The 24346-nt window shown below is 52.9% G+C and carries 25 protein-coding genes and 3 pseudogenes; 24 read left to right on the top strand and 4 right to left on the bottom strand.

The window, feature by feature from the left end:
- Positions 1 to 70: 70 nt before the first annotated feature.
- The 4 genes from LK536_RS52300 (at position 71) to LK536_RS52315 (ending at position 3079) form a co-directional block, all read left to right on the top strand.
- On the top strand, positions 71 to 373 hold the full coding sequence (locus tag LK536_RS52300; RefSeq protein ID WP_120056879.1) for a CD3324 family protein: 303 nt from the start codon (positions 71 to 73) through the stop codon (positions 371 to 373).
- Between the two features lie 93 nt (positions 374 to 466).
- Complete coding sequence (locus LK536_RS52305; protein ID WP_008718103.1) at positions 467 to 1111, top strand: DUF1062 domain-containing protein; 645 nt, start codon at positions 467 to 469, stop codon at positions 1109 to 1111.
- A gap of 7 nt (positions 1112 to 1118) precedes the next feature.
- Positions 1119 to 2000: a DUF6597 domain-containing transcriptional factor gene (locus LK536_RS52310; protein ID WP_506092224.1), complete on the top strand. Its 882-nt coding sequence runs from the start codon at positions 1119 to 1121 to the stop codon at positions 1998 to 2000.
- Positions 2001 to 2134: 134 nt separating this feature from the next.
- Complete coding sequence (locus LK536_RS52315; RefSeq protein ID WP_130790247.1) at positions 2135 to 3079, top strand: hypothetical protein; 945 nt, start codon at positions 2135 to 2137, stop codon at positions 3077 to 3079.
- A gap of 24 nt (positions 3080 to 3103) precedes the next feature.
- Here LK536_RS52315 and LK536_RS52320 read toward each other — a convergent pair whose 3' ends face one another.
- Together LK536_RS52320 and LK536_RS52325 are read right to left on the bottom strand one after the other, a co-directional pair.
- Positions 3104 to 3982: an AraC family transcriptional regulator gene (locus tag LK536_RS52320; protein ID WP_227796888.1), complete on the bottom strand. Its 879-nt coding sequence runs from the start codon at positions 3980 to 3982 to the stop codon at positions 3104 to 3106.
- Positions 3983 to 3999: 17 nt separating this feature from the next.
- Positions 4000 to 4104: pseudogene (locus LK536_RS52325) on the bottom strand (DUF6783 domain-containing protein); the annotation flags it as partial.
- On the opposite strand from LK536_RS52325, the pseudogene LK536_RS52330 reads away from it, so the two are divergent.
- Positions 4081 to 4257 (top strand): annotated as a pseudogene (locus LK536_RS52330) (DUF6783 domain-containing protein); the annotation flags it as partial. The pseudogenes LK536_RS52325 and LK536_RS52330 overlap by 24 nt on opposite strands.
- A gap of 32 nt (positions 4258 to 4289) precedes the next feature.
- On the opposite strand, the pseudogene LK536_RS52335 reads toward LK536_RS52330, so the two are convergent.
- Positions 4290 to 5279, bottom strand: a pseudogene (locus LK536_RS52335) (C45 family autoproteolytic acyltransferase/hydrolase); the annotation flags it as partial.
- A gap of 121 nt (positions 5280 to 5400) precedes the next feature.
- Positions 5401 to 6573, bottom strand: a complete 1173-nt coding sequence (locus tag LK536_RS52340) for a D-cysteine desulfhydrase family protein (protein WP_227796886.1) — start codon at positions 6571 to 6573, stop codon at positions 5401 to 5403.
- A 208-nt stretch (positions 6574 to 6781) separates the two neighbouring features.
- Here LK536_RS52340 and LK536_RS52345 point away from each other — a divergent pair, with 208 nt between their 5' ends.
- From LK536_RS52345 to argR, 19 genes are all read left to right on the top strand, one after another.
- Positions 6782 to 8629: a DUF6320 domain-containing protein gene (locus LK536_RS52345; RefSeq protein WP_227796885.1), complete on the top strand. Its 1848-nt coding sequence runs from the start codon at positions 6782 to 6784 to the stop codon at positions 8627 to 8629.
- A 19-nt stretch (positions 8630 to 8648) separates the two neighbouring features.
- Positions 8649 to 9614 (top strand): alpha/beta hydrolase, encoded by a 966-nt coding sequence (locus LK536_RS52350; protein WP_008718091.1) that lies wholly within the window; start codon positions 8649 to 8651, stop codon positions 9612 to 9614.
- Positions 9615 to 10380: 766 nt separating this feature from the next.
- Positions 10381 to 11379: a stage III sporulation protein AA gene (spoIIIAA, locus tag LK536_RS52355; protein ID WP_227796884.1), complete on the top strand. Its 999-nt coding sequence runs from the start codon at positions 10381 to 10383 to the stop codon at positions 11377 to 11379.
- A gap of 94 nt (positions 11380 to 11473) precedes the next feature.
- Complete coding sequence (locus LK536_RS52360) at positions 11474 to 12004, top strand: stage III sporulation protein AB (protein ID WP_235712256.1); 531 nt, start codon at positions 11474 to 11476, stop codon at positions 12002 to 12004.
- Positions 12005 to 12050: 46 nt separating this feature from the next.
- A complete protein-coding gene (gene spoIIIAC, locus LK536_RS52365; protein ID WP_002569682.1) occupies positions 12051 to 12245 on the top strand; it encodes a stage III sporulation protein AC in 195 nt (64 codons plus the stop codon).
- A gap of 37 nt (positions 12246 to 12282) precedes the next feature.
- Positions 12283 to 12669 (top strand): SpoIIIAC/SpoIIIAD family protein, encoded by a 387-nt coding sequence (locus LK536_RS52370; RefSeq protein ID WP_008718077.1) that lies wholly within the window; start codon positions 12283 to 12285, stop codon positions 12667 to 12669.
- Positions 12666 to 13985, top strand: coding sequence for a stage III sporulation protein AE (locus tag LK536_RS52375; RefSeq protein ID WP_227796883.1), 1320 nt, complete (start codon positions 12666 to 12668; stop codon positions 13983 to 13985). The genes LK536_RS52370 and LK536_RS52375 overlap by 4 nt, the downstream gene beginning before the upstream one ends.
- A gap of 24 nt (positions 13986 to 14009) precedes the next feature.
- Positions 14010 to 14738, top strand: a complete 729-nt coding sequence (locus LK536_RS52380) for a stage III sporulation protein AF (protein ID WP_227796882.1) — start codon at positions 14010 to 14012, stop codon at positions 14736 to 14738.
- Positions 14731 to 15417, top strand: coding sequence for a SpoIIIAG-related protein (locus tag LK536_RS52385; protein ID WP_506092225.1), 687 nt, complete (start codon positions 14731 to 14733; stop codon positions 15415 to 15417). Before LK536_RS52380 ends, LK536_RS52385 begins: the two co-directional genes overlap by 8 nt.
- Positions 15418 to 15434: 17 nt before the next feature.
- A complete protein-coding gene (locus LK536_RS52390; RefSeq protein ID WP_025486461.1) occupies positions 15435 to 16295 on the top strand; it encodes a SpoIIIAH-like family protein in 861 nt (286 codons plus the stop codon).
- A gap of 308 nt (positions 16296 to 16603) precedes the next feature.
- Positions 16604 to 16987 (top strand): Asp23/Gls24 family envelope stress response protein, encoded by a 384-nt coding sequence (locus LK536_RS52395; RefSeq protein WP_025486462.1) that lies wholly within the window; start codon positions 16604 to 16606, stop codon positions 16985 to 16987.
- A gap of 301 nt (positions 16988 to 17288) precedes the next feature.
- Positions 17289 to 17738, top strand: a complete 450-nt coding sequence (nusB, locus tag LK536_RS52400; protein ID WP_008718063.1) for a transcription antitermination factor NusB — start codon at positions 17289 to 17291, stop codon at positions 17736 to 17738.
- Between the two features lie 3 nt (positions 17739 to 17741).
- Positions 17742 to 19028, top strand: coding sequence for an exodeoxyribonuclease VII large subunit (gene xseA / locus LK536_RS52405; protein WP_227796880.1), 1287 nt, complete (start codon positions 17742 to 17744; stop codon positions 19026 to 19028).
- Between the two features lie 3 nt (positions 19029 to 19031).
- Positions 19032 to 19346, top strand: coding sequence for an exodeoxyribonuclease VII small subunit (gene xseB, locus LK536_RS52410; protein WP_008718059.1), 315 nt, complete (start codon positions 19032 to 19034; stop codon positions 19344 to 19346).
- Positions 19339 to 20250, top strand: a complete 912-nt coding sequence (locus tag LK536_RS52415) for a polyprenyl synthetase family protein (protein ID WP_130790255.1) — start codon at positions 19339 to 19341, stop codon at positions 20248 to 20250. The genes xseB and LK536_RS52415 overlap by 8 nt, the downstream gene beginning before the upstream one ends.
- Positions 20251 to 20280: 30 nt before the next feature.
- Positions 20281 to 22146 carry a 1-deoxy-D-xylulose-5-phosphate synthase gene (gene dxs / locus LK536_RS52420; protein WP_008718055.1) on the top strand — a complete coding sequence of 622 codons (1866 nt, stop codon included), beginning with the start codon at positions 20281 to 20283 and terminating at the stop codon, positions 22144 to 22146.
- Positions 22146 to 22970, top strand: a complete 825-nt coding sequence (locus LK536_RS52425; protein WP_040379810.1) for a TlyA family RNA methyltransferase — start codon at positions 22146 to 22148, stop codon at positions 22968 to 22970. Before dxs ends, LK536_RS52425 begins: the two co-directional genes overlap by 1 nt.
- Before the next feature lie 64 nt (positions 22971 to 23034).
- Entirely contained in the window at positions 23035 to 23877 is an 843-nt protein-coding gene (locus tag LK536_RS52430) for an NAD(+)/NADH kinase (protein WP_130790257.1), read from the top strand.
- A gap of 1 nt (position 23878) precedes the next feature.
- Entirely contained in the window at positions 23879 to 24331 is a 453-nt protein-coding gene (gene argR, locus LK536_RS52435) for an arginine repressor (RefSeq protein ID WP_008718047.1), read from the top strand.
- The last annotated feature ends 15 nt before the right edge of the window (positions 24332 to 24346 follow it).

Consider the following 24346-nt stretch of genomic DNA (forward strand, 5'->3'; position numbering starts at 1 on the left):
ATGCAGTGAAAACAGAGTAATTGTATAGCCTTTGCTATTCCGGACAGCAGAATATGTTTGGGAGGCAGCGATGCGCTATCAGAAAGCAAATGAGATTCTTCCGGTGGAACTGGTGGAGTTGATTCAGGATTATATTGACGGGGAATATGTATATATCCCCAGAAAGCAGGAAAATAAAAAGGGCTGGGGAGAGGCTTCCCGGGCAAGGGAGGAACTTCAGTCAAGAAATATAGAAATATTTGTAAAATATAGTCAGGGATTTGGTGTGAAGGACCTGGCAAAGCAATATTTCCTGTCGGAAAAAAGCATACAGAGGATTGTGCTTCAGGAACGGAAAAAGAATGAGGGGAAACAAGGCAGTGTACCGGAATAGCGGATACACTGCCTTTTCCTTGTTTCTGGCTTGAGTTTGAGGTTTATATCCGGGTCCGCGGATGATAGAGTGGACTGCGGAGGCAGATTTGAGATGAAACAGAATATCAGGAAAAAATGGATCATAATGCCGGAATCACTTCCGGTGGTGTTAAGACGGTGCCCTAAATGCGGGAAGAAAACGGAGTTTGGGAACAGCGGGAAGTTCCGCGTCAATGCAAACGGGCGCCTGCTGGATGTATGGCTGATTTACCGGTGCATGACGTGCGGGACATCCTGGAATATGACCATATATGAACGGGTGGGACCGGACCGTCTGAAGCAGGAGGAATACAGGAGTTTTCTTGACAATGACATGCATCTGGCAGCGGAATATGGAAGCAGCCCGGCCATATTTGCCAGGAACCGGGCAGAGTGGGCGCTTGCGTCCAGCGGGTATACGGTACAGGCGGTGGATACCCCGGTGCCGTGCAGGCATGAGGGATGGGATGAAATCGAGATTAAGCTGGGAGGATGCATAACCCCAAGGCTGGACACGCTGTTTGCGAAACAGCTGGGGATTTCCAGAAGCCAGGTGAAACGTCTCTGCGGGCAGGAAATGATACGGTGTCCGCAAGGAAAGGCTGAGGCCAATGCCAGGGTAAGGGACGGACAGGAATTTTATGTGAGGACATCTTTGGAAATAGGACAGGGCCAGGAGGCAATGGAGAGGGCGTCAGGCGATATGGGTTGTATTTAACGGTCCCATGGCTTATACTAGAGCGTGTCTGAACCTGACAAAGTCTGAGGGAAAAGGAATACGCTTCATGATACCTGCATTTGACACACGATACCGCCCATTGACATCGCGGCCCTTTTTAAGGGATGATTCTTATACTGAATATGCACCCTGCCCTGCCCTGCGCCCCTATATCGCCTGTTTCTGGGCCATGGAAGGCAACGGGAAGGGCGGCGCCGTGCGGGTAATCCCGGACACCTGCATGGACATTATTATTGAAATCAACCACTCAAGACAGACCGTAAAAACCAGGCTGTGCGGGTTACAGGACTATTCCGTGTTTAAACCGCACAGGGTGACCGGGGATGAGGTGACCAGCTTTGCGGTCAGGTTTTATTTTTGGGCAGCCAGGCTGTTTCTGGATTTGGATTTCAGGGATTTATATAACCAGGTTTGGGACCTGGAACTGGTGCAGCCAGGATACACGGCTGGTTTTGATATATTTCTTTATTACCGTTTGGCGGGGGAACGGATTGCATGGATGGAACGGTTCTTGCTGGAAAAGCTGAAGCCGGACCAGTACAATCCCAACCTGTATAATGCCATTGACTATATCCTGAAGACAAAGGGAAATGCCGCGGTAAAAGAATTATGCGGCCACACCTGTGTGGGCCAGAGGCAGATGGAACGCCTTTTCCAGCGGGATATCGGCATTTCCATGAAGCGGACAGCCAGCCTGGTGCGGTACCAGAATGTATGGCGGGAGATAGTGGGACAAAAGGAGTTCCGGATTCAGGATGCAGTGTACCGGTATGGATACTCGGACCAGTCCCATCTGCTCAATGAGTTCAGACGGTTTCACGGCGTCTGGCCGGACCAGGCAAGGCAGTCCGCTCTGGAGTGGGTCTGAACGCTGTTTTTCGTGCTGTCCCTGCACGGAGGACCAGGGTGTATCGGATGCCATGATACCGGATGTCGTTTTTTTTCAATACAGATGCATCCTCTTATGATATAGTTTTTCCAAACATGATTTGGAGGTATCAGATGAAGAAATTAAGCAAGGCAGCATACAGGGAAGTACGCACCTGGATATACCGCAATGCACGGCCCCTGGAACTGGCGTTATGGCAGTTCTGTTTTGAAGGCGGGACCAGGGAACGCGTCATGGAAATGCTGGAATTTTACCAGAATGAGGACGGGGGATTTGGAAATGCGGTGGAGCCGGATTGCTGGAATACGGAGTCCTCGCCGTACGCTGTCCTGGTTGTCACGGGAATACTCAGGCGGATTGGATTTACGGACAATGACCACCGGGTCATAAAAGGAATGCTTAACTACCTTGACAGCGGGGTGCATATGTCGGAGGACGGCTGGAATTTCAGTATCCCGTCCAATGATGATTATCCCAGGGCGCCCTGGATGACATATGATGAGTCCGTCAACCGGATTCAGGATATGGGAATCTCAGCAGGCTTATGTACATTTATCCTGCGCCATGGGGACAGGCAGTCAGGGCTTTATGCAAAGGCCATCGGGTACGCTGGACGGATACTGGATAAAATGAAGCGGACAGAGGATCTTGGGGAAATGGGGGCAGGAGGCACCGGCATGCTGGTCCAGGAGCTGGAGGCATGCGGTATGGGCCGCCGCTTTGACTGTGAATCCATAAAAGAAGCCCTGCCAGGTCTGGTGAACCGTTCCATTGAGCGCAATCCGGATAACTGGGCATCCTATACGCCCAGGCCGTCTGAATTCATCTGGTCGCCTGAATGTCCCTTTTATCCTGGGAATGAGGAGGTTGTGGATCTGGAACTGGATTACCTGGTGGATACAAGAAATCCGGGAGGCGTCTGGAATATTACATGGACATGGTTTGGCCTGGGGGATGAGTATCCAAAGGAATTCGCGATTAGCGAGAACTGGTGGATGGCATCCAAGGCAATTGAGAAGCTGAGTTTCCTGGAGGCATTTGGAAGGATGGAGAAGTAGGAGGATGGAAGGACGCCCCGGCCTTCATTTCACAGGGATATAGAGGTCAATCTGGCTGTGGGCGTGGTCGTACCCCAGAAAGCGTTCATCGTACAGCTCAAAGTCTTCCCGCCCGTCCAACTGCTCATCCGTTGTCAGGAACCATGTGCTCCAGATATACCGGAAGGACAGGGACAGGCTTTTAAGGCTTCCCGTGTGGGTGAATACGGCGTACTTCCCGCCCTTCAGGATCTTGGGGATAAAGGGGGAAGGAAGGTTGTCGAAGGAGGAGACCTCCACCGCGGCCACCTCCGGGAACAGCACATTATCATTCATGGTATACAGGTTGTTGCCGTCTTCGCAGGCCTCGCAGATGCCAAAGCCGCGGCTGTCCGCAAATGTGTTGGGAATCAGGTGCATCTGTGCGCGGAAGGTTTCCCACAGTCCGGGGATCACGTTATCGCCAAGTGTGGTGAAGCCGCGCAGTCCGGCTGCTTTTATATCAGGAAGCTCCAGGATCCTGGGGTGGACGGTCAGGTTGTTCGTCAGATGGGCCAGCATGAGCTGGTCCATTTTTGGCTTGGAGCTGATGAAAAGCTCCAGGCGGTTCTGACGGTACTTAACAGGGCTTACGTGATAGACGGATTTGAAGGCGCGGCTGAATGCCTCGCTGGATTCAAAGCCATGGCTGACCGCGATGTCAATGATCCGTCTGTCCGTGTAGAGCAGTTCCCTGGCTGCACTGGAGAGACGGCGTTTCTTAATATAACTGCCCACGCTTTCGCCCAGCAGGGCTGAGAATACCCGGGTCAGATGGTAGTAGGAGTAGCCCGCGTGGCGGGCCACCTCCTCTACTGTCAGTGCATCGCCCAGATGGTTTTCAATATACACAACGGCCTGTTCCAGTGATTGTTCGTAATTCATGAAAAACTCCTGTTTATTTATTGTCTGTAAGGGTGTGTTTGAAAATTGCTTTCCGTCAGCTGTGCGTTCCACTTTGTGGGAGATTTGGCCCAAATGAACGCGGCGTAGCGGGCTACGTTAAGTGAATTTGGGCCAAATATGCCGCGAAGTGGGGCGTGCAGATGGCGGGAATGAATTTTCAAACAGGCCCTAGTTGGAAGAGGGATGGGGGAGCAGGCTGGCTGCACAGTTTTACAGCCCTGACGCCTTCGGTGAAATCTCCTTCCAGGGAATAATGCTGCCAGCCATTTCCTTCCTGTCCGCCCCAGCAAAGCTCCATGGTCCCGGCGGCCGGGTCAATGACCATGCTTTTTGTGGTGCCGAAAAAGTCATCATAATAAGGGCAGGACAGTCCGGCCGGGTAAGGGGTGAGGAGGAACTGTTTTAATTCTTCCGTATCAAGCCCCTCCCCGTGCTGCTGCAGGAATGCCTTAATGTTCCCGCAGCGTTTCAGGGAGTTCTCCAGGACCTGGGGTTCATGGGGAATCAGCTCCTCAAGGAGCGGATGGTTTGTGGCATACAGGTACTGCGCGTCGGAGTCGGGATTGATGGTCCTGAAAGCCTTCCGCCCGTCCAGTGTCTCATAGAGGGCTGCATTGCCGGCCTTGTCCGTGAGGATCAGGTTCATATTAAATGCAATGGGCATGTCTTTTAACCGCTCCAGGCATTCGGCCACGTCCCGGCAGGTGTCAAGCAGCGTGCGGATGACGGCCCAGAACTGAAGCCCGGTGACGGCGGGACGGCGCATGTTCCCATCAACCCCCACAGGGAAGGTGGTGGAACTCATGGTTACCGCAAGTCCCATCTCATTGAACCCATCGTCCCTGCCCAGCCCCAGGACGCTGGTCCCGATATGGGTGTATGCGCCCTGTATGCTGGTCTTGATTACATTAAAATCCTCAAATGCATCGTTGAATTCATAGTTGCGCGCAACCTTTGGGTGTCCGTCCTTTGTCATGGACGGCAGCAGGGAAATGTGGCTGCATCCGGGACGGAGCCAGGTCATGGCATAATAGACAAGGTTCTGGGGCCGGGTCTGAAGGGCGTCCGCAACCCCCTGCAGTTCCTCGTTCAGTCCCGGACACCATTGGGAAAACAGGGCAGCGGCCTTTTCCCATTCCTCTGTCCCAAAGCCCGGGTATCCGGCTGTGAAATGTGACTTCAGCTGGGGGATGGCTGCGTACTGTGTGCCCAGGCGGTAACCGGCCTCATAATGTGTTCCTGTCAGCAGGGTGCTGCGGGTATATACTGTTTTCATGGAAATCCTCCTCTTTCTGGTTGTGTTTTTATTTATAAGACACTTATATTGTACCGGAAAGGGAATTTATTTCATGATATTTCCTGCGGTTTTGAAGGGGAGAGGATGCCTGCGCCAGGAACTATACAATGGCGCCCAGGATTTCTTTTTCCGCAAACAGGGCCGTGGCCCCGCCTGTGTGCCAGAAGACAACGTTGCTTCCCTGAGGCACCCTGCCGCTTCGGATGTAGTCCAGCATTCCGGCAAATGCCTTTCCCGTATAGACCGGGTCGACGAAGAGTCCTTCCTTTTCAGCCAGGAGACGGATCGCCTCAGTGGATGCCTGGTTGGGAATCTCGTATCCGGGCAGGTAATAGTTCAGGTCCGTATGGATATCCCTGTCAGCATCCACGGTCACGTCCGCCCCTATCAGTTTCAGGCTTTCATTCGCCAGCGCCCCGGCGCGGCCGGGATAGCCCTTGTCCTTCCAGCTTACGTTGATGGAAATGATTGCCGCGTCCGAGCCTGTAAGGACACGGCCTGCTGCCAGGCCTGCCATGGTCCCGCCGGTGCCGGTGCCGTGGAACACATAGTCAGGATGGAAATCCATGGAAAGGGTCTGTTCCATGAATTCCACATAGCCTTCAATGAAACCAACGGAGCCAACCGGACTGGCCCCGCCCATGGGCACTTCATAGCAACGGTGTCCTTCTGACTCCAGGCGCTTCATGTGTTCCCTGGCCATGGCCACGGCCCGTTCATCGGCGGCATTTTCCTCTTCGCCGGGCAGCATTTTCACAATGTGTATCTCAGCGCCCATGATCTTATCTAACAGAAGGTTGGCGCGCAGGTCCTCCTCGTCCGGTTCCACGATTGCCACCAGGTACAGGATTGGTTTTAATCCGCAGCGGCGGCAGGCGGATACGGTCTGCATGGCATGGTTGGACTGGGTTGCGCCGAAGGTGAATACATATCCGCATCCCTTTGCGGCAGCATCCCCAATCAGATACTGGAGCTTTCTCACCTTGTTCCCTCCAAACAGGTTCATGCCGGTGAAGTCATCCCGTTTGATATAAAGGTTAACCCCCAGTTCCACGGACAGGTTAGAAAGCCTGTAAAAGGGCGTGGGAAAGAATCCAAGCCCTGCCTTTGGCATCCTTTCCAGCAGTTTGCGCGCCGCGGCGCACCGTTGTCTTAAATCATTCATTTTGTAATCCTCCTCGTCCTGATAGAGCATGTTCAGGCACATACGGATGCTGCATCTGATATCCCTTATATGCTGCGTCTGATATCCCTTATATGCTGCATCTGACATCCCTGATATGCCTCATCTGTTATCCCTGATAGTATATACATTTCCATGCGGGTCGTATGACCATAGTATATCATGTTTCCAGAAGGGAAAACAGATAATGATTGCAGGAAGATGTTTCTTTGGGGTATACTAATACTGTGTTGTGTAAATCAATGTCTCTTACAGGGCATTTTCCCATTATAATTTATCAGAAGGAAGAAGGCAGGCCATGAAGAAGGATCCTCAGGGGAAGCGCTGGCACAGGCTTGACAATACAGGAAAGATATTTCCCATGATTGCCAATGAAAACCTGAGCAACGTGTTCCGCATCTCAGTCATATTAAAACATGATATAGTGCCCAATCTGCTTCAGCAGGCGCTGGAGGATACCCTACCCATGTTTAAGGGATTCAAGGTGAAACTGAAGCGTGGGTTTTTCTGGTATTACTTTGAAGGCAACAAACGCACGCCTTATATAGAAAAGGAAACCTCCTGGCCCTGCCGTTATATTGACCCCAAGAGCAACCAGCTGTATCTGTTCCGGGTCAGCTATTATGGCCGCCGCATCAACCTGGAGGTGTTCCACGCGGTCACGGACGGTATGGGGGCCGTGAATTTCATCCGTGAACTGACCGCCCGCTATCTTGACCTGAAGCGGGGCACGCCTCATCCGTCCAGGGAGGAAGAACCGGGGGCTGTCTATAAGATTGAGGACAGCTATCTGAAGAATTACAAAAAGATGCCGGGCAGACGCTACAGTTCCAAACCAGCCTACAAGATGGAGGGGGAATACCTTTCCATGGGCGGCGAGAGCGTGGTGCACGGCACTGTGGATATACAGGATCTGAAACGGGCATGCCGTGAAAAAGGAGTCAGCGTCACAAAATACCTGACCGCCTCCCTCATATGGTCCATCTGCCAGGTTTATATGGACGGAACGCCCTGCGGGCAGCCAATCGGCATCAACCTGCCCATTAACCTGAGGGCATTTTTCGGCTCGGACACGGCGTCTAATTTCTTTGCGGTGACAGCCATTGATTACGACGGGGAGAAGGGGGACGGCTCCTTTGATTCCATCCTGGCCGCGGTCTGCAGCCAGATGGATGACAATATTGTGAAGGAAAAGCTGGAACAGACCATTTCCTATAATGTGTCCAATGAGAAGAAGTGGTATGTGCGCATCCTGCCCTTGTTTGTCAAATGGCTGGCCCTGGGATTTATTTTCAGGCGCAATGACAGGGCGCATACCATGACCCTGTCTAACATCGGTCCCATCACCATGGATGAGGAGTATCGGGATGAGATTGAGAATTTCCATCTGCTCATCGGGGTTTCCAAACGCCAGCCAGCCAAATGCGGCGTGTGCGCCTATGAGGGCAAGGTCAATATTACATTTACCAAGGTATTTGCGGACAGCCGTCTGGAGGACTGCTTTTTCGGGCATCTTGAACAGGCCGGGATACCGGTGGCGTTGGAGAGCAACGGGCTTGCGAAACCGGAAGCGTGGAAGGATACCTACCCGGTTGTGGAATATGATAAGAATAAGTGGAAGAAGCTGGTTTATATATTTTACGGAATCCTGGCCGCGGTTGCCGTGGTGCTGGGGGTGGTGAATATTGCCACCTATGACCATCTCTGGTGGTCCGGCATCGCCATACCCGGGATTGCCTATGCAGGGCTTACGGTCCGTTATTCCATACTAAAGCATGCGAATCTGGGGAAAACGGTTGTCATCGAGACGGTTGGGATGCAGGTACTGCTGATTATGATTGACTGGGTGCTTGGTTATGAGGGCTGGTCCGTCAATTATGCGGTGCCTGCCACCATCCTGTTCGCGGATGTGGCTGTGGTGTTTTTGATACTTGTCAACCGGCTGAACTGGCAGAGCTATTTCATGTACCAGCTTGCCATCACCATATTCAGCTTCATACCGTTGATCCTGTGGGCGGCGGGGCTTGTCACAAAGCCGCTTATGGCGTTGATTACAGTGGTGCTCACTGTGTTCATCCTGGCCATGACCATTTTCCTGGGGGACAGGGGAGTGAAGAATGAATTAATCAGACGGTTCCATCTATAGGGAATCAGGAGGAGACCAAATGCGGAATAAGAAGGTAAGCATCCGGGGAGGCCTGATGCGTGATATGATACACGACATCATGGAGACTTCCTTAGGAAAGCCCATACAGACAGGCGAATTCAGGAAGAATCCAGTGGAACCTGCCTGGGTCTGCCCGTCCGGTTATGAGTATGAGATTATTGAAAATGGACCATTTAAAATGGAGTTCTTAAAGCCCGAGGGCGTGGTGACGGGACGGGCCGTGCTGCAGCTGCACGGAGGCGGCTATATCGGTCCCATGAAGAACATATACCGGAAGTTTGCGGTGCGCTATTCCCGTCTCAGCTTTGGCGGGGATGTGCTGACCGCGGATTACAGGGTTGCCCCGGAATATCCGTATCCGGCGGCCCTGGAGGACGCGCTCCATGCCTACCAGTGGCTGGTGAAGGAAAAACGCTACCGCCCGGGACAGATAGTGATTGCCGGGGATTCGGCCGGCGGCGGCCTTGCCCTTGCCCTGTGCCTTTACCTCAGGGACCACGGGCTGCCGCAGCCTGCAGGGCTGGTGCTCATGTCGCCATGGGCGGACGTCACATGCAGCGGCGACAGTTATGATTTTAATTTTGAAAAGGACCCGCTGTTTGGCAATTCCAGGGAGACAATGCTTTATAATTCCACGTATATCGGGGATGCGGATCCAAGGGACCCGTATCTGTCCCCGGTATTCGGCGATTATAGGGGACTTCCTGCCATGCTGTTACAGGCAGGCAGCCATGAAATGCTTCTCAGTGATACGCTGGCAGCCGCTGAGAATGCCAGACAGGCAGGCGTGCGGCGCCGGGTTTCGGTTTATGAGGGCATGTTCCATGTGTTCCAGATGAGCATGGATCTGATACCTGAGAGCAGGGAGGCGTGGGATGAGGTGGCCCGCTTCATGCAGATCGTGTTCCGGATTGACCGGAGACGGTCGGGGCAGGTGGTCAGGAAGGTTAAGAGGGGGAGGTAGCGGGGGTGCGTCCGCAGGACGGGCCAGGACGGGCTTTGTCCCATGGGTTCCGGGCCGGGGCAGGGAGGTCCCTTCGGCTGGCGGGGGCTCGGACGCAGGGTTCCGAAGGGGCAGCTTCTAAGATCCTGACAAGTAAAAAGACGGGGGACCGGTGCTATTCGCTGAGAAATCCTGAAGGACTTTCTCAGCTCAGAGCACCTTGGACTCATGCTTTGATGCATTCGTCCACCCCCGCCTTTTTACTTGCCAGGACCTAAGAAGCTGCTCCCTTCTCCACCATGCGTCCGAACCCCCGCCAGCCGAAGGGACCTCCCCGCCCCAGCCCGCCCCCATGGGACAAAGCCCGCCCTGGCCCGTCCTGCAGACTGGGGGACTCCGGCCATGAGGGGTGGAATGGCTGGGGATTAGGGTGGGTGGTGTTGTTATGGGGGATGGGAGTCAGGGGGAGGCGGCAGATAGAAGTAAATGTAAGTAGATGTAAGAAGATGTAAGTATTAGATGTAAGTGTCAGGTGGTTCTGGATAATCAAGGGGATTATCTGGAGCTTTTTTGTACCATAAAAGTGTAGTTGTTGGAGAGTAATTAACTCTGACATCTGCACTTATTTTATTATAATGAGGGGAGTAACTGGTCTGACGTGGGCTTTTTTGTTTTTGGGTGAGGGTGTTTTATGGGGATGTGTTTTGGGGTAAGTGGTTTTTCATTTTTAATATACAGTCATATTTTCAGGCATGTCTCATATATTGAGGTAAAAGGGGTGAGACAGATGGCGAAGAGGGAAGAAATCTTGAAACTATTTCCAAGGGAACTGAGGTCCGTGTTGGGACAGGTTCCGGTGGATTTTAAGGAGGTCCAGGAGATACGCCTGAGGACGGGGATGCCGCTTATGATGATCTGTGGGAACCAGGAGTTCCTGGTGGCCAGGGATGGAAGCCTCAGGCAGGATACCGGGAATTTGGACCGGGATATGTTCCTGGCGGCAACCCAGGCCCAGATGAAGGAGACGGTTGAGTATATGGGCAGCTTTTCCCTTTATGCGGCAGAGGAGGAACTCCGCCAGGGGTTCCTGACCATCCAGGGCGGGCACCGGATTGGGGTTGCTGGAAGGACCTTGGTCCAGGGACAGGATATCCGGCTGATGAAGTTCATCTCTTTTATTAATATCAGGGTGGCGCACCAGGTTCCAGGCTGTGCTGATGGTGTGATGGATTTTCTTTATGATGGAAGGTTCCTGAATACGCTGGTCATCTCGCCGCCCAGGTGCGGTAAGACAACGTTGCTGCGGGATATAATACGGCAGGTCTCGGACGGATGGGTGAGGCGTTCCGGGGACAGGGTCCCCGGGGTCAGCGTGGGGGTGGTGGATGAGCGGTCCGAGCTGGCGGCCTGTTATCAGGGGGTTCCCCAGAATGATTTGGGGATGCGTACGGATGTGCTGGACTGCTGTCCGAAAAGCCAGGGCATGATGATGCTGGTAAGGACCATGGCTCCCGGCGTGATTGCGGTGGATGAAATCGGCAGCCGCCAGGACGCGGAGGCAATTGAATATGTGAGGAACTGCGGCTGTGCACTGGCCGCAACCATACATGGAAGCTCCCTGGAGGATATCAGGCAGAAGCCGTCCATGGGGGGACTTCTGGCACAGGGGACATTTGAACGGCTGATCCTGCTTGACAGCAGGGAAGGGCCTGGGCATGTGCAATGTATATGGGATGGCAGGAGCCGCATCCTATATGAGGATGGAACGGTTCCTAAGAGGTTGTGATGGAAAGTTGCGATAAGTGATCATGATAGGCGGTTGTGATAAAAGGATATGATAAAGGGGTATTATAAGCGGTTATGACGGGAAGGAGGACATCATGGCATTGAAGTGGATAGGAAGCATGCTGGTCCTTTTTTCGGCCGGCGGTTTTGGGATATGGTCTGCCAGGCAGTGGAGGGAACGGCTCCGGCTGTTGGAAAAGCTGCGGCAGATGATTTATTTCCTGAAAGGTGAGATTACATATAGCCACGCACCTCTGGCGGAGGCGCTTGAGCGTGTGGGGAAGCGGGAGACAGGCCCATTGGGGCAGCTGTTTACCGCTGCGGCGGAGGGAATCTGCCGCCAGGAAGGGGAATCCCTGCAGGAGATATGGCGCAGGGAGGTGCAGGCCCTTTCCTCGCCTAAGATACGGCTTCCTCTTACAGAGGAGGATTTGGAACAGCTGGCAGGCCTGGGGGAGCATCTGGGATATCTGGATGTGGACATGCAGGAGCGTACGCTGAAGCTGTACCTGGAACAGCTGGATATTTCCATTGAGTATCTCAGGACAAACCAGAGGGAAAAATGCAGGCTGTATACCAGCCTGGGTATCATGGGCGGCATGTTCCTTGTCATTGTGATGTATTAGGACATACCTGAAGGAAAAGGAATAAGAATAGTTGAGGAGACGGCAAATGGGTGTAAATCTGATATTTCGTATAGCGGCAGTGGGAATCCTGGTTTCCGTGATCTGCCAGGTATTAAAGCACAGCGGCAGGGATGAACAGGCATTCCTCACAAGCCTTGCAGGGCTTGTACTGGTATTGTTCTGGATGATTCCTTACATATATGACCTGTTTGAAACCATGAAGAACCTGTTTGCATTATAATGGCCCTTTGGCCTGTTTCAGGGAAGGTGGGGATAGAATGACAATCATCACAATTGCGGCGGCCGGCATTGCAACCGTCCTGCTTGCAGTGCAGTTAAAGGGCATTAAGGGGGAGTATGCTGCCTATATGGTCATGGCGGCAGGTTTTTTCATCTTTTTTTACGGCACGGGAAAACTGAGGGCAATCCTGGATGCACTGGAACAGATCCAGGGCTATATAAAGGTCAACAGTGTATATCTTGTGACCCTGCTTAAGATGATAGGCATAACGTATGTGGCGGAATTTGCTTCCGGGATATGTAAGGATTCAGGATATGGTTCCCTTGGAAACCAGATAGAGATATTCGGGAAGCTTTCCATCCTGGGAATCAGCATGCCCATACTTCTGGCGCTGTTTGGGACATTGGAGACATTTCTGCGATGAAAAGGATGGGGAAATGGCTGAAAAAGGGACTGGCTGTCCTGGCTTTGTCCGTGTTGCTGGCAGGCGCCGGGGCGGGCGCGGTGTGGGCGGCGGGGGATGGGATGGGCAGTGCTTATGGAATGGGGAATGGAGCCGACAGAACTTATTGGACGGCAGATGAAACAGTCAGCGCTGCCGGTACGGACATGTCCGGCAGTCCCACGGACAGCGGTGATTCAGAAGAGGAACTGATGCGTGGGGCAAAGGAGCTTGGAATCCAGCAGGAAATGGAAGGGATGCAGCAGTTCTTGGACGAGGTCATGGGACAGCAGGGGGGAGGCATGGGGGATTTCTCCTTCTGGGACCTGATGAAAGAGCTGGTGAAAGGCAATCTGGGCGGGGTCCTGGGACAAGCGGGGGCAGGTATCAGGAATACCCTGTTCTCCGAGGTGGGCAAAGGCGGTCACATGCTGTTCCAGGTGGCTGCAATCGGAATCATCGGAGCCGTGTTTTCCAATGTGTCTTCTGTTTTTAAAGGCGGGCAGATATCCGATGCAGGTTTTTTCGTAACCTACCTTCTGCTGTTTACCTGCCTGGCCGCCAGCTTTACGGCCAGCCTCCAGGTGGCGGCCCAGGTGCTGGATCAGATATTGGAATTCATGCGGCTGCTCATGCCTGCTTACTTCATGTCGGTGGCATTTTCCGGGGGCAGCATGAGCGCCCTGGCCCTCTATGAGGGGATGCTGGGAGCGGTAACCCTGATACAGTGGCTGTGCAGCACGGTCCTGCTTTCCATGGTTCGGATTTATGTGCTTATGGTGCTGGGCAGCCATGTGGTGAAGGAGGCCCTGCTTTCCAAGCTGACCGAGCTGTTGGAACAGGCAGTGGGCTGGAGCCTTAAGACACTTACGGGCCTGGTGGTGGGGTTCCATCTGATACAGGCAATGATCCTGCCCTATGCGGACGCGGCCGGGCAGGCTGGAATGAAACGCCTGATAGAAATCATACCCGGACTGGGGCAGGGGGCAGGGGCCATGGCGCAGATGGTGCTGGGCTCAGGCGTCCTGATTAAGAACACCATAGGCGCCGCCGCCGTGGTGGTGCTGGCGGTCATCACGGTCATTCCCATCATCAAGCTGATGGTCCTGATGGTCCTGTACCAGTGTGTGGCGGCGGTGATGCAGCCCGTGTGTGATAAGCGGATCGTATCCTGTGTCTCAGGGGTGTCAAAGGGACATAAAATGCTGATCCAGATTGTGCTGTATTCCATGTTCCTGTTCATGATATCCATTGCAATCACCTGCGCCTCAACGAATGTGAATTACTTTGCATCATAGCTATCGTGCCGGAAGGAGGAGCCAATGCAGGCAGTATACGGATGGGTCAAAAATATCATATACTTCATGATTTTCCTGGCAGTGGTAAACAATCTCCTGGCAGATTCAAAATACGAAAAATACATCCGCTTTTTTGCCGGGATGGTACTGATCCTCCTGGTTGTAAGTCCGCTTACAGGGAAAATGCGTCTGGATGAACAGATTTCCTCCATGTTCCAGTCCATTTCCCTCCATAACGATGCCAGCGATTTAAAAAGCCGTCTGTGGAACATGGATGAAAAACGTCTGGACCAGATCCTTGGTCGGTATCAGGATGCAGTGGAAGCGGATGTGGCTGCCATGGCGGCAGCGGACGGCCTTACCTGTGTCCGCGCACAGGTGCAGATAGACGGGGACAGGAACAGCAGCACTTACGGCCAGGTGAAAGAAATCCGCATGGAAGTAAAGGATGATAAGGAACAGAAAAGCGGGAAGGAAGAATACATGGTAAGCAGGCCTGTGAATGTGGAGGCGGGCAATGTGGGCAGCATTGAGGTCAGGCCTGTGGAGCTGGGGGAGGACGATGGTGAAAGTGGTGGGAAGAACGAGGAAAAGGACAGTCGAAAGGATGCCTTGGAGGACGCTTTGAAGGACGGCGGGGATGTGGGAAAGAAGCAGGACGGTAATCCTGGCTTGGAGCATTTAACAGGAAAGGTGGCACAGTACTATGGGCTGGAAGAATCGCATATCAAAGTTCAGTGGAAAGATGACTAAGGAAAAATGGCTTCTGTTGCTGCTGGTGGGGGTACTTCTCATGATTCTGTCATTTCCCCTGCCGGGCAGTAAAAGTACCGTAAAGGATGAGAAAAGCCAGGCAGGACAGGTCAGCCCGAACCAGGGTGCGGTCCCCCTTTGGACAGGGGATACACAGGAAAATGACCAAGGAGGCGCAGCGGACCAGGCATCCCTTAATGGACCGGGCCAGGACGGCTCCGGGGCTGGTCCGGACAGTGTTTACCCTGCCTCGGCCTCGGCAGGGGGAGAGGGTTCCTATGAGACGCAGATGGAGAACCGGATTAAGAATATCCTGAAATCCGTGGACGGGGTGGGGAAGGTAGACGTGATGGTGGTCTTAAAATCCTCCAGCGAAAAGGTGGTGCATGTGGACCGGAGCACCAATTCAAGCACCACCCAGGAAAAGGATTCCGGCGGAGGCACCCGTGATGTGGTGAATAACCAGTTACAGGAAAGCACGGTCCTGTCCGGTTCCGGCTCCGGCTCAAGCGGGAACAGCCCCATTATAGAGAAGGAACTTAGCCCGGAACTGTCCGGAATCATCATCAGCGCGGAGGGCGGAGGCAGTCCAACCGTAAAAGCTGAAATTTCTGAGGCAATGGAAGCATTATTTGGCCTTCCCCCACATAAAATAAAAGTATTAAAGAGGGTGGAATAAATAAAGGAGTGCAGGATATGAAGATCAAGAATATGAAACAGGTAAAAGAGCATATGAAGGACATGAACATGAAGCGTCTGTTCCGCAGGAACCAGATCATCATCACCACACTGGCCGTGATGATTGCAGCAGCAGGGTACCTGAACTACGCAGGCAAAAAGGATCTGGCAAATGGAAACAGGGTATATGAGGCGGGAGCCATGGACATCTCGGATGAAGATATCCTGGCAGAGAACCAGGCGGCCTCCCTCAATGGCCAGGCAGGGCTTCAGGAGATACAGAGCCTGGACCAGGACCCGTCGGACCTGGATGCTGTCAGCGATATGGATGGGGCACAGGCAGCCGCTGATTCAGGCACCGACGCCAACCAGCTTGCACAGGCAGGGGATGTGGAAGAAGCAACCCAGGCAGCAGCTGACACGGGAACGGATGCCGGACAGCTGGCCCAGGCAGAGGACGGGGCATCCCAGACCGGTCTTGAGAATCCGGGTGAGGCAGTGCTGACCAGCGGCATGAGTGTGGCGGATTACATAGCAAATGTACAGCTCAGCAGGGAGCAGATACGTGCAAAGAATAAGGAAACCCTGATGAACCTCATTAACAGCACAAGCATTGACGAGGCAGCCAAACAGCAGGCAATCCAGGATATGATTAAACTTACCGAGGTTTCCGAGAAGGAAAATGCCGCAGAAACCCTCCTGATGGCAAAAGGTTTCTCTGACCCGGTCGTCAGCATCACCCAGGATAAGGTGGACGTTGTCATCAACGCCCCGTCCATCACGGACCCACAGCGCGCCCAGATTGAAGATATCGTGAAGCGTAAGGCAGAGGTTGGGGCTGACCAGATCATCATTACGTTGTTGAATATGGCGGAGTAAACCTGCCAGGGTAAATATGGCAGTACAGTAATGCGGCAAAACCTATAGCTGCGGCAAGGCTTACAGAACAGGAAGTCCTGTTTTGCAGGCCTTGTTTTTTACTTCACGGACATGGCGGGAAAAGCGGCAGGTCCGGCGTCCAGGGAAGCCGGACGGTCTCACCCGGTCATTCCGCACCATTCCATAAAACATCAGGGTATGAATATCTGGATACAAGTTCTGGATATCTAAGGAAATTAATCCTATACATCTTTCCGCAGATTTGTTATAATACTAATTAATTAAGTCTTAACAGGAGGTTATTTGTGATGGCAGAGGAAAATCGCAGTACCCATAAATTATACGAAAAGGATAAGATTGGCGAGGTGCAGATTGCGGACGAGGTAGTTGCAATCATTGCCGGACTGGCGGCCACAGAGGTGGAGGGAGTTGACTCCATGGCAGGCAATATCACCAATGAGCTGGTCGGCAAGCTGGGCATGAAGAACCTGAGCAAGGGCGTGAAGGTGGAAGTGACCGAGGAACATGTGTCCGTGGACCTTTCCCTGAACATCCGGTACGGCTACAACATTCCGGCTGTAAGCGAGCAGGTGCAGGATAAGGTAAGCGCGGCCATTGAGAACATGACAGGCCTGACCGTGCTGGATGTAAACATTAAGATTGCCGGCGTTAATATGGAAGAGGGTAAGTAGCCGGATTTTCCCGAAGAAGTACGAGTGCTCCATCCCACCAGGAGCACTCAGTCATGTGGATAAGAACACTCCCCGGAGCGTTGCCTGGGGAGTGTTTTATACATTTTTTATTGTTTTTATGCAGTGATTTTGCTATAATGTCTACAGCGGAACTTCCTTTATCGGGGGAGGACCAACCAACATTGAAGAAAGGAAAATGTACGGAAGGCCTGATGCATGAAGGAAAGCATTTATAAAACCAGACCAGGCGCCGCCCGGCGCAGGGACATGCCCAGGAGCTTTTCAGGTACAAGAAGAGAAAATGACCAGAAGAGAATTGCGGGAGCACTGTTTCAAGATGTTGTTCTCGGCAGACTTCTATCCAACCCAGGAGGAGGCCGTGGCCCAGCTGGACCAGTATTTCCAGTCCCCGGAAGAATACGACACAGATCCGGAAGGTGTCCTTCAGGTATTGCATAAAGTAGAATTAAAATCAGAAGACAGTGAATATCTTCAGGCAAGAACAGTCAACATAATAGATAAGATACCGGAGATTGATGCGAAGCTGAACGAGGTGGCGGCTGGATGGAAGACAAAGCGTATGGGCAAGGTGGAACTGACCATCCTGCGTCTGGCCCTTTTTGAGATGCTGTATGATGAGAATATCCCGGAGAAGGTATCCATCAATGAGGCAGTGGAGCTGGCTAAGAAGTTTGGCGGCAATGATTCGCCTGCTTTTGTCAATGGGATTCTTGCAAGGTTCATAGGATAGCGTATGGCAAGTGTTTATACCGTATCACAGGTAACTGCATATATCAGGAACATGTTTACACAGGACTTCGCACTGAACCGGATTTCCATCAAGGGCGAGGTCTCTAATTGTAAATACCACACATCCGGACATATTTATTTTACCCTGAAGGACGGCGGCTCACAGATTGCCGCCGTCATGTTTGCAGGGCAGAGGAAGGGACTGGCCTTTGAACTGGAGGAAGGCCAGGAAGTCACGGTAACCGGCAATGTGGATGTGTATGAGCGCGACGGAAGATACCAGCTTTATGCAAAGGAGATTACCAGGGAAGGAAGAGGCGACCTCTTTGCCCGCTTTGAGAAGCTGCGCGGGGAACTGGAGGAGATGGGGATGTTTGACGGCTGTTACAAGCAGCCCATTCCCAAATACGCCAGGAAGGTTGGCATCGTAACTGCCAGCACAGGCGCTGCCATCCGCGATATCATGAACATTTCCGCAAGAAGGAATCCCTATGTGCAGCTGGTGTTATATCCGGCCCTGGTTCAGGGTGAGAAAGCAAAGTACAGCATTGTAAAAGGAATCGAAACCCTGGATGCCATGGGACTTGATGTAATCATCGTGGGCAGGGGCGGAGGTTCCATTGAGGATCTGTGGGCTTTTAATGAGGAAATGGTGGCCAGGGCCATATTTAACTGCTCTACCCCTGTGATATCAGCGGTCGGACATGAGACGGATGTGACCATTGCGGACTATGTGGCGGACCTTAGGGCGCCCACGCCGTCCGCTGCGGCTGAATTGGCTGTGTTTGATTACAGCCAGTTTGAGGAGCAGGTCAGACTGTACAGCCAGGTTTTAAACCGTTCCATGGAGAGGAAGCTGGAACGGCTCCACTTCCGTCTGGAGCAGGGAAAGATGCGCCTGAAGCTGCGCAGCCCGGAGCGGCTGCTGGTGGACCGGCGCCAGCGTCTGGCTGATATCGAGAGTTTTCTGGAACGCAGGTTAAAGGATAAGCTGGAGCAGGACAGGCGCAGTCTGGAGGACAGGCGTCAGCGCCTGGACATGTATATGTCGGACAGCCTGAAAGCCGGACAGCACCGTCTGGCGCTGGCCGCTGGCCGTCTGGATGCATTGTCCCCGTTAAAAAAGCTCAGCGGCGGCTACGGATTCGTAACGGATCCGCGGGGAAAGGCTGTCAGAAGCATTGAGCAGACAGGCATAGGGGACAGGATTGGGATAAGTGTAAGGGACGGCCGGATAGAGGCACAGGTAACAAAGACCGTAGCCGTCAGGCTGCCGGGAAGTGAGGAGTAAGGAATGCCACGCAGGAAAGCAGACGCGCAGGAGAACGTAGAAAAGAAACAGGACACAAAGATACAGGATGCAAAGAAACAGGACACAAAGATGCAGGATGCAAAAATGCAGCCAAAGGAAGAAAAACAGCCGGGCATAGAGGAAAATTTTGTGCGGCTGGAAGAAATCATAAGAAAACTGGAAGCAGGGGACATCACGCTGGAAGAATCGTTTACGTGCTATGAAGCGGGAATGAAACTGGTAAAGTCCCTGGGCAGCCAGATTGATAAAGTGGAAAAGAAAATTCAGATATTGAGCGAGGGTGATGAAGATGAATGACAAGGAAACATTTAAGCAGGAATTGAAAACACGCACAGCGGAGATTGAACAGTTAATCAAAACGTATCTGCCGGAGGAGTCCGGACACCAGAAAACCATTCTGGAAGCCATGAACTACAGCATGATGGCCGGCGGGAAGCGTCTGCGCCCCATGCTGATGCAGGAGATGTGCCGTCTGTTCACAGGCTGCCTCCTGGAGTCCGTGATTCCATTTATGGCGGCAGTGGAGATGATCCACACCTCTTCCCTGGTCCACGATGACCTTCCCTGCATGGACGACGATATGATGCGCAGGGGCAAGCCAAGTACATGGGCTGAGTTCGGAGAAGATATCGGAGTGCTCACAGGCGATGCGCTTATGATGTATGCATTTGAGACAGCGGCGTCTGCATTTGAGACAAGCATTGACCCGGATGAGCTGTCAAGGATTGGCAAAGCCGTGGGAATCCTTGCCCGCAAGACCGGCGTGTACGGCATGATCGGCGGACAGACTGTGGATGTGGAGCTGGCAGGAGGCCCGATTCCAAAGGATAAGCTGGATTTCATCTACCGCCTGAAGACAGGCGCCCTGATTGAAGCCTCCATGCTGATTGGAGCCGTGCTGGGCGGGGCAGCGGATGAGGACTGTAAGATTGTGGAATCCCTTGCAAGGAAGATCGGCATGGCGTTCCAGATCCAGGATGATATCCTGGATGTGACCGGAAGCGAGGAAGTAATCGGCAAGCCGGTGAACAGTGATGAGAAGAATAAGAAGACAACCTATGTGACGCTGGAGGGCCTGGACAAGGCAAAGAAGGATGTGGAGCAGATATCCGCAGAAGCCATTGAGGAACTGAATAAACTTCCAGGCAACAATGAGTTCCTGGAGCAGCTGATCCATGTGCTGATTAACAGGCAGAAGTAAGCCGGTGTAACTATTTGGAGAACCATCAATATGATATTGGAACAGATTAAGGGGCCGGAGGAGCTGAAAGCTCTTCCGCCCGAGGATTTAAAAACCTTGGCTCAGGAGATACGTGATTTCCTGATAGAGAAAATCAGCCATACGGGAGGCCACCTGGCCTCAAACCTGGGCGTGGTGGAACTGACCATTGCCCTCCATACTACCTTCAACCTGCCGCAGGACAAGGTAATCTGGGATGTGGGACACCAGTCCTATACCCATAAGATATTGACCGGGCGGATGGCTGATTTTGATGAACTCAGGCAGTATGGGGGTTTAAGCGGTTTTCCCAAACGCAAGGAAAGCCCATATGATTCATTTGACACAGGACACAGCTCCACGTCCATATCCGCGGGACTGGGGATTGCCCTTGGCAGGGATTTAAAAGGACTTGATTATAAGGTGGTGTCCGTCATCGGTGACGGGGCGCTTACGGGCGGCATGGCCTATGAGGCGCTTAATAATGCCGCAAGGATGAAGAGGAATTTCATCATTGTCCTCAATGACAACAAAATGTCCATATCGGAGAATGTAGGGGGCATGTCCCGCTACTTAAATGGTCTGCGTACAGGCAGCGGATATAATGACTTAAAGAAGAATGTGGCAGATGCCCTTGACCGGATACCGGTTGTGGGTTCTGTGATGATAGACAAGATTAAGCGCACCAAGAACAGCATCAAGCAGCTGTTCATACCGGGAATGCTTTTTGAGAACATGGGCATTACCTATCTTGGTCCCGTGGACGGCCACAATATCCCGGCCATGTGCAAGGTATTTAGGGAGGCGCAGAAGCTGGACCACTCAGTGCTGGTCCATGTAATCACGAAAAAAGGAAAAGGCTACCGTCCGGCGGAAAAGAATCCTTCCCAGTTCCATGGGGTGGGACCCTTTGACGTGGAGACCGGGAAGCCTTTGTCAAAGCAGCAGTATCCGTCCTATACGGATGTATTTTCAAGGAAAATCTGCCAGCTGGGTGAACAGTATCCCAATCTGGTGGCGGTGACGGCAGCCATGCCGGACGGCACGGGGCTTACTGCGTTTGGTAAGAAATTCCCCTATCGTTTCTTTGATGTAGGCATAGCGGAAGCCCACGCAGTGACCTCTGCGGCTGGAATGGCGGCGGCAGGGTTAAGGCCGGTGGTGGCGGTCTATTCCTCCTTTTTACAGAGGGGATTTGACCAGATCCTGCATGATGTCTGTATCCAGAACCTGCCCGTGCTCTTTGCAGTGGACCGGGCCGGGCTGGTAGGCAGCGACGGGGAGACCCACCAGGGGATTTTTGATTACTCCTACCTTACCTGCATCCCCAACATGAGCGTCATGGCCCCCAAGAACCTGTGGGAGCTTCGGGCCATGCTGGAATTTGCCATGGAATATAACGGCCCTCTGGCCATCCGTTACCCCAGGGGGGAGGCATACCGGGGACTGAAGGAATTCCGCCAGCCCATCGCCTACGGCAAAGGCGAGATGCTTTACGAGGAAAAGGACATCGCCCTTCTGGCAGTGGGAAGCATGGTCAGCACAGGCGAACACGTAAGGGAAAAGCTGAAAAAGGAAGGATATTCCTGTTCCCTTGCCAATGGCAGGTTTGTGAAGCCTGTTGACACGGAACTGATAGCACATCTGGCTGGGAACCACAGCCTTATTGTGACATTGGAGGAAAATGTGCTCCAGGGCGGGTATGGGCTGGCGGTGACGGCTTATATCCATGAGCATTTCCCTCATATAAAGGTATTGAATGTAGCGCTGCCTGACGCCTATGTGGAGCACGGTAATGTGTCCATATTAAGGGAAGGGCTGGGAATCGACAGCGATTCCATCATTAGGAGCATGAAGGCAGGAGGATGGCTGGGATAATGAAAGAACGGTTGGATGTGCTTATGGTACAGAAGAACCTGGCGGAGTCCAGGGAAAAGGCCAAGGCGCTGATAATGTCGGGAATCGTCTATGTAAACGGACAAAAGGAAGATAAAGCCGGTACCTCCTTTGACACCGCGGCCCAGATTGAGGTCAGGGGAAGCACGCTCAGGTATGTAAGCCGGGGCGGCCTGAAGTTAGAAAAGGCCATGAGCCATTTTGGCGTGGAGCTTGAGGGCAAGGTGTGTATGGACGTGGGAGCCTCCACCGGGGGATTTACGGACTGCATGCTCCAGAACGGGGCGGTTAAGGTGTACAGCGTGGACGTGGGACACGGACAGCTGGCATGGAAACTCAGGAATGACGAGCGGGTTGTCTGTATGGAAAAGACGAATATCCGCTATGTACTGCCCGGCGATATCGGGGACAGGATCATGTTTGCAAGTATTGACGTATCCTTCATCTCCCTGACCAAGGTGCTGGGGCCGGTGAAGAACCTGCTTACGGAGGACGGGCAGATTGTGTGCCTGATTAAGCCGCAGTTTGAGGCCGGCCGTGAGAAGGTTGGCAAGAAGGGGGTTGTCAGGGAAAAGAGCGTGCATCTGGAGGTCATTGACATGGTAATCCAGTATGCGGTGGGCATTGGTTTTGAGGTGCTGAACCTGGAATTCTCACCGATTAAGGGGCCTGAGGGCAATATCGAGTATCTGCTTTACCTTCAGAACCACCCTGAGGGGCAGGACGGGGAAATGGTCCTGTACAGCCAGGTGCCTGTGAATGCCAGGGAGATTGTGGAGCAGGCCCATGGATCCCTGGATAAATAACATATCCGCATCAATGCATCAATGATATGACAGAGCATACACATAAAACGGCAGGAGCCTAACCATGAGACATTTTTATATTATTGCCAATCTGGATAAAGAATATGTAAAAGAGGCCCAGGCATTCATCAAGACGTATCTGGAGGCCAAGGGAGCCGCGTGCAGGCTGAACCATCCATACCAGAAGGGGCGGGAGAGCACCCACACGGATTCCGGTCAGGTGCCGGGGGACACGGAGTGCATCATCACCATCGGAGGGGATGGGACACTGATACAGGCGGCCAGGGATCTGGCTGGAAGATGTATCCCCATGGTGGGGGTAAACCGGGGACACCTGGGTTATCTGAACCAGATCAGCCGCCAGGAGGACATTGCCCCGGTAATGGACGCGCTATTGGAGGACCGCTTCCAGTTGGAGAAGCGGATGATGCTCAAGGGAATTGCGTACCATGACGGCAAGCCGGTCCTTGAGGACATCGCGCTCAATGAAATAGCAGTGACAAGGCAGGACCCCTTAAAAGTCCTGCGGTACTCGGTCTATGTAAATGATGAATATCTCAACGAATATGCGGCGGACGGCGTGCTGGTCGCAACGCCCACCGGTTCCACGGCCTATAATCTGTCGGCCGGAGGCCCGGTCATAGCGCCATCTGCCAGGATGATGGTGCTTACGCCCATCTGTTCCCACTCATTGAATGCCAGGAGCATCGTGCTGGCACCCGAGGACAAGATTGAAATCCGGCTTCTTAACAGCGGACAGGTGGTTTCCTTTGACGGGGACAGTTTTGTGGAGCTGACAGCGGGGGACAGCATCAGCATTGAATGTTCCAGGCTGGAGACGGTCATGGTTAAATTAAAACAGGTTTCATTTATGCAGAATCTCAGCAATCATTTGGGGAGAATATGACATGAAAGTAGAGAGGCACAGTAAAATTGTAGAACTAATCGGAAAGTATGAGATAGAGACCCAGGAGGAGCTGGCTGAAAAGCTGAACCAGGCAGGGTTCAACGTGACCCAGGCAACCGTGTCCAGGGATATCCGGGAGCTGAAGCTGACCAAGATGCAGTCGGAGAGCGGAAGGCAGCGTTACATGGTCCTTGAAAGCCCGGCCGGCACGTCAGCCATCAAATATATCCGTATCCTGAAGGATGGTTTCATGTCCATGGACATGGCGCAGAACATCCTGGTGATTAAAACCGTATCCGGTATGGCCATGGCTGTGGCAGCTGCTTTGGATGCCATCCACTTCACTGAGATTGTGGGCTGTATTGCGGGAGATGACACCATCATGTGCGCAATCCGAAGCGTGGATGATACGATTATTGTGATGGAGAAGATTAAGAAGATGGTACAGGATTAATATATAGGAATGGGA

This window comes from Clostridium pacaense, assembly GCF_020709765.2.
Classification (GTDB): domain Bacteria; phylum Bacillota; class Clostridia; order Lachnospirales; family Lachnospiraceae; genus Enterocloster; species Enterocloster hominis.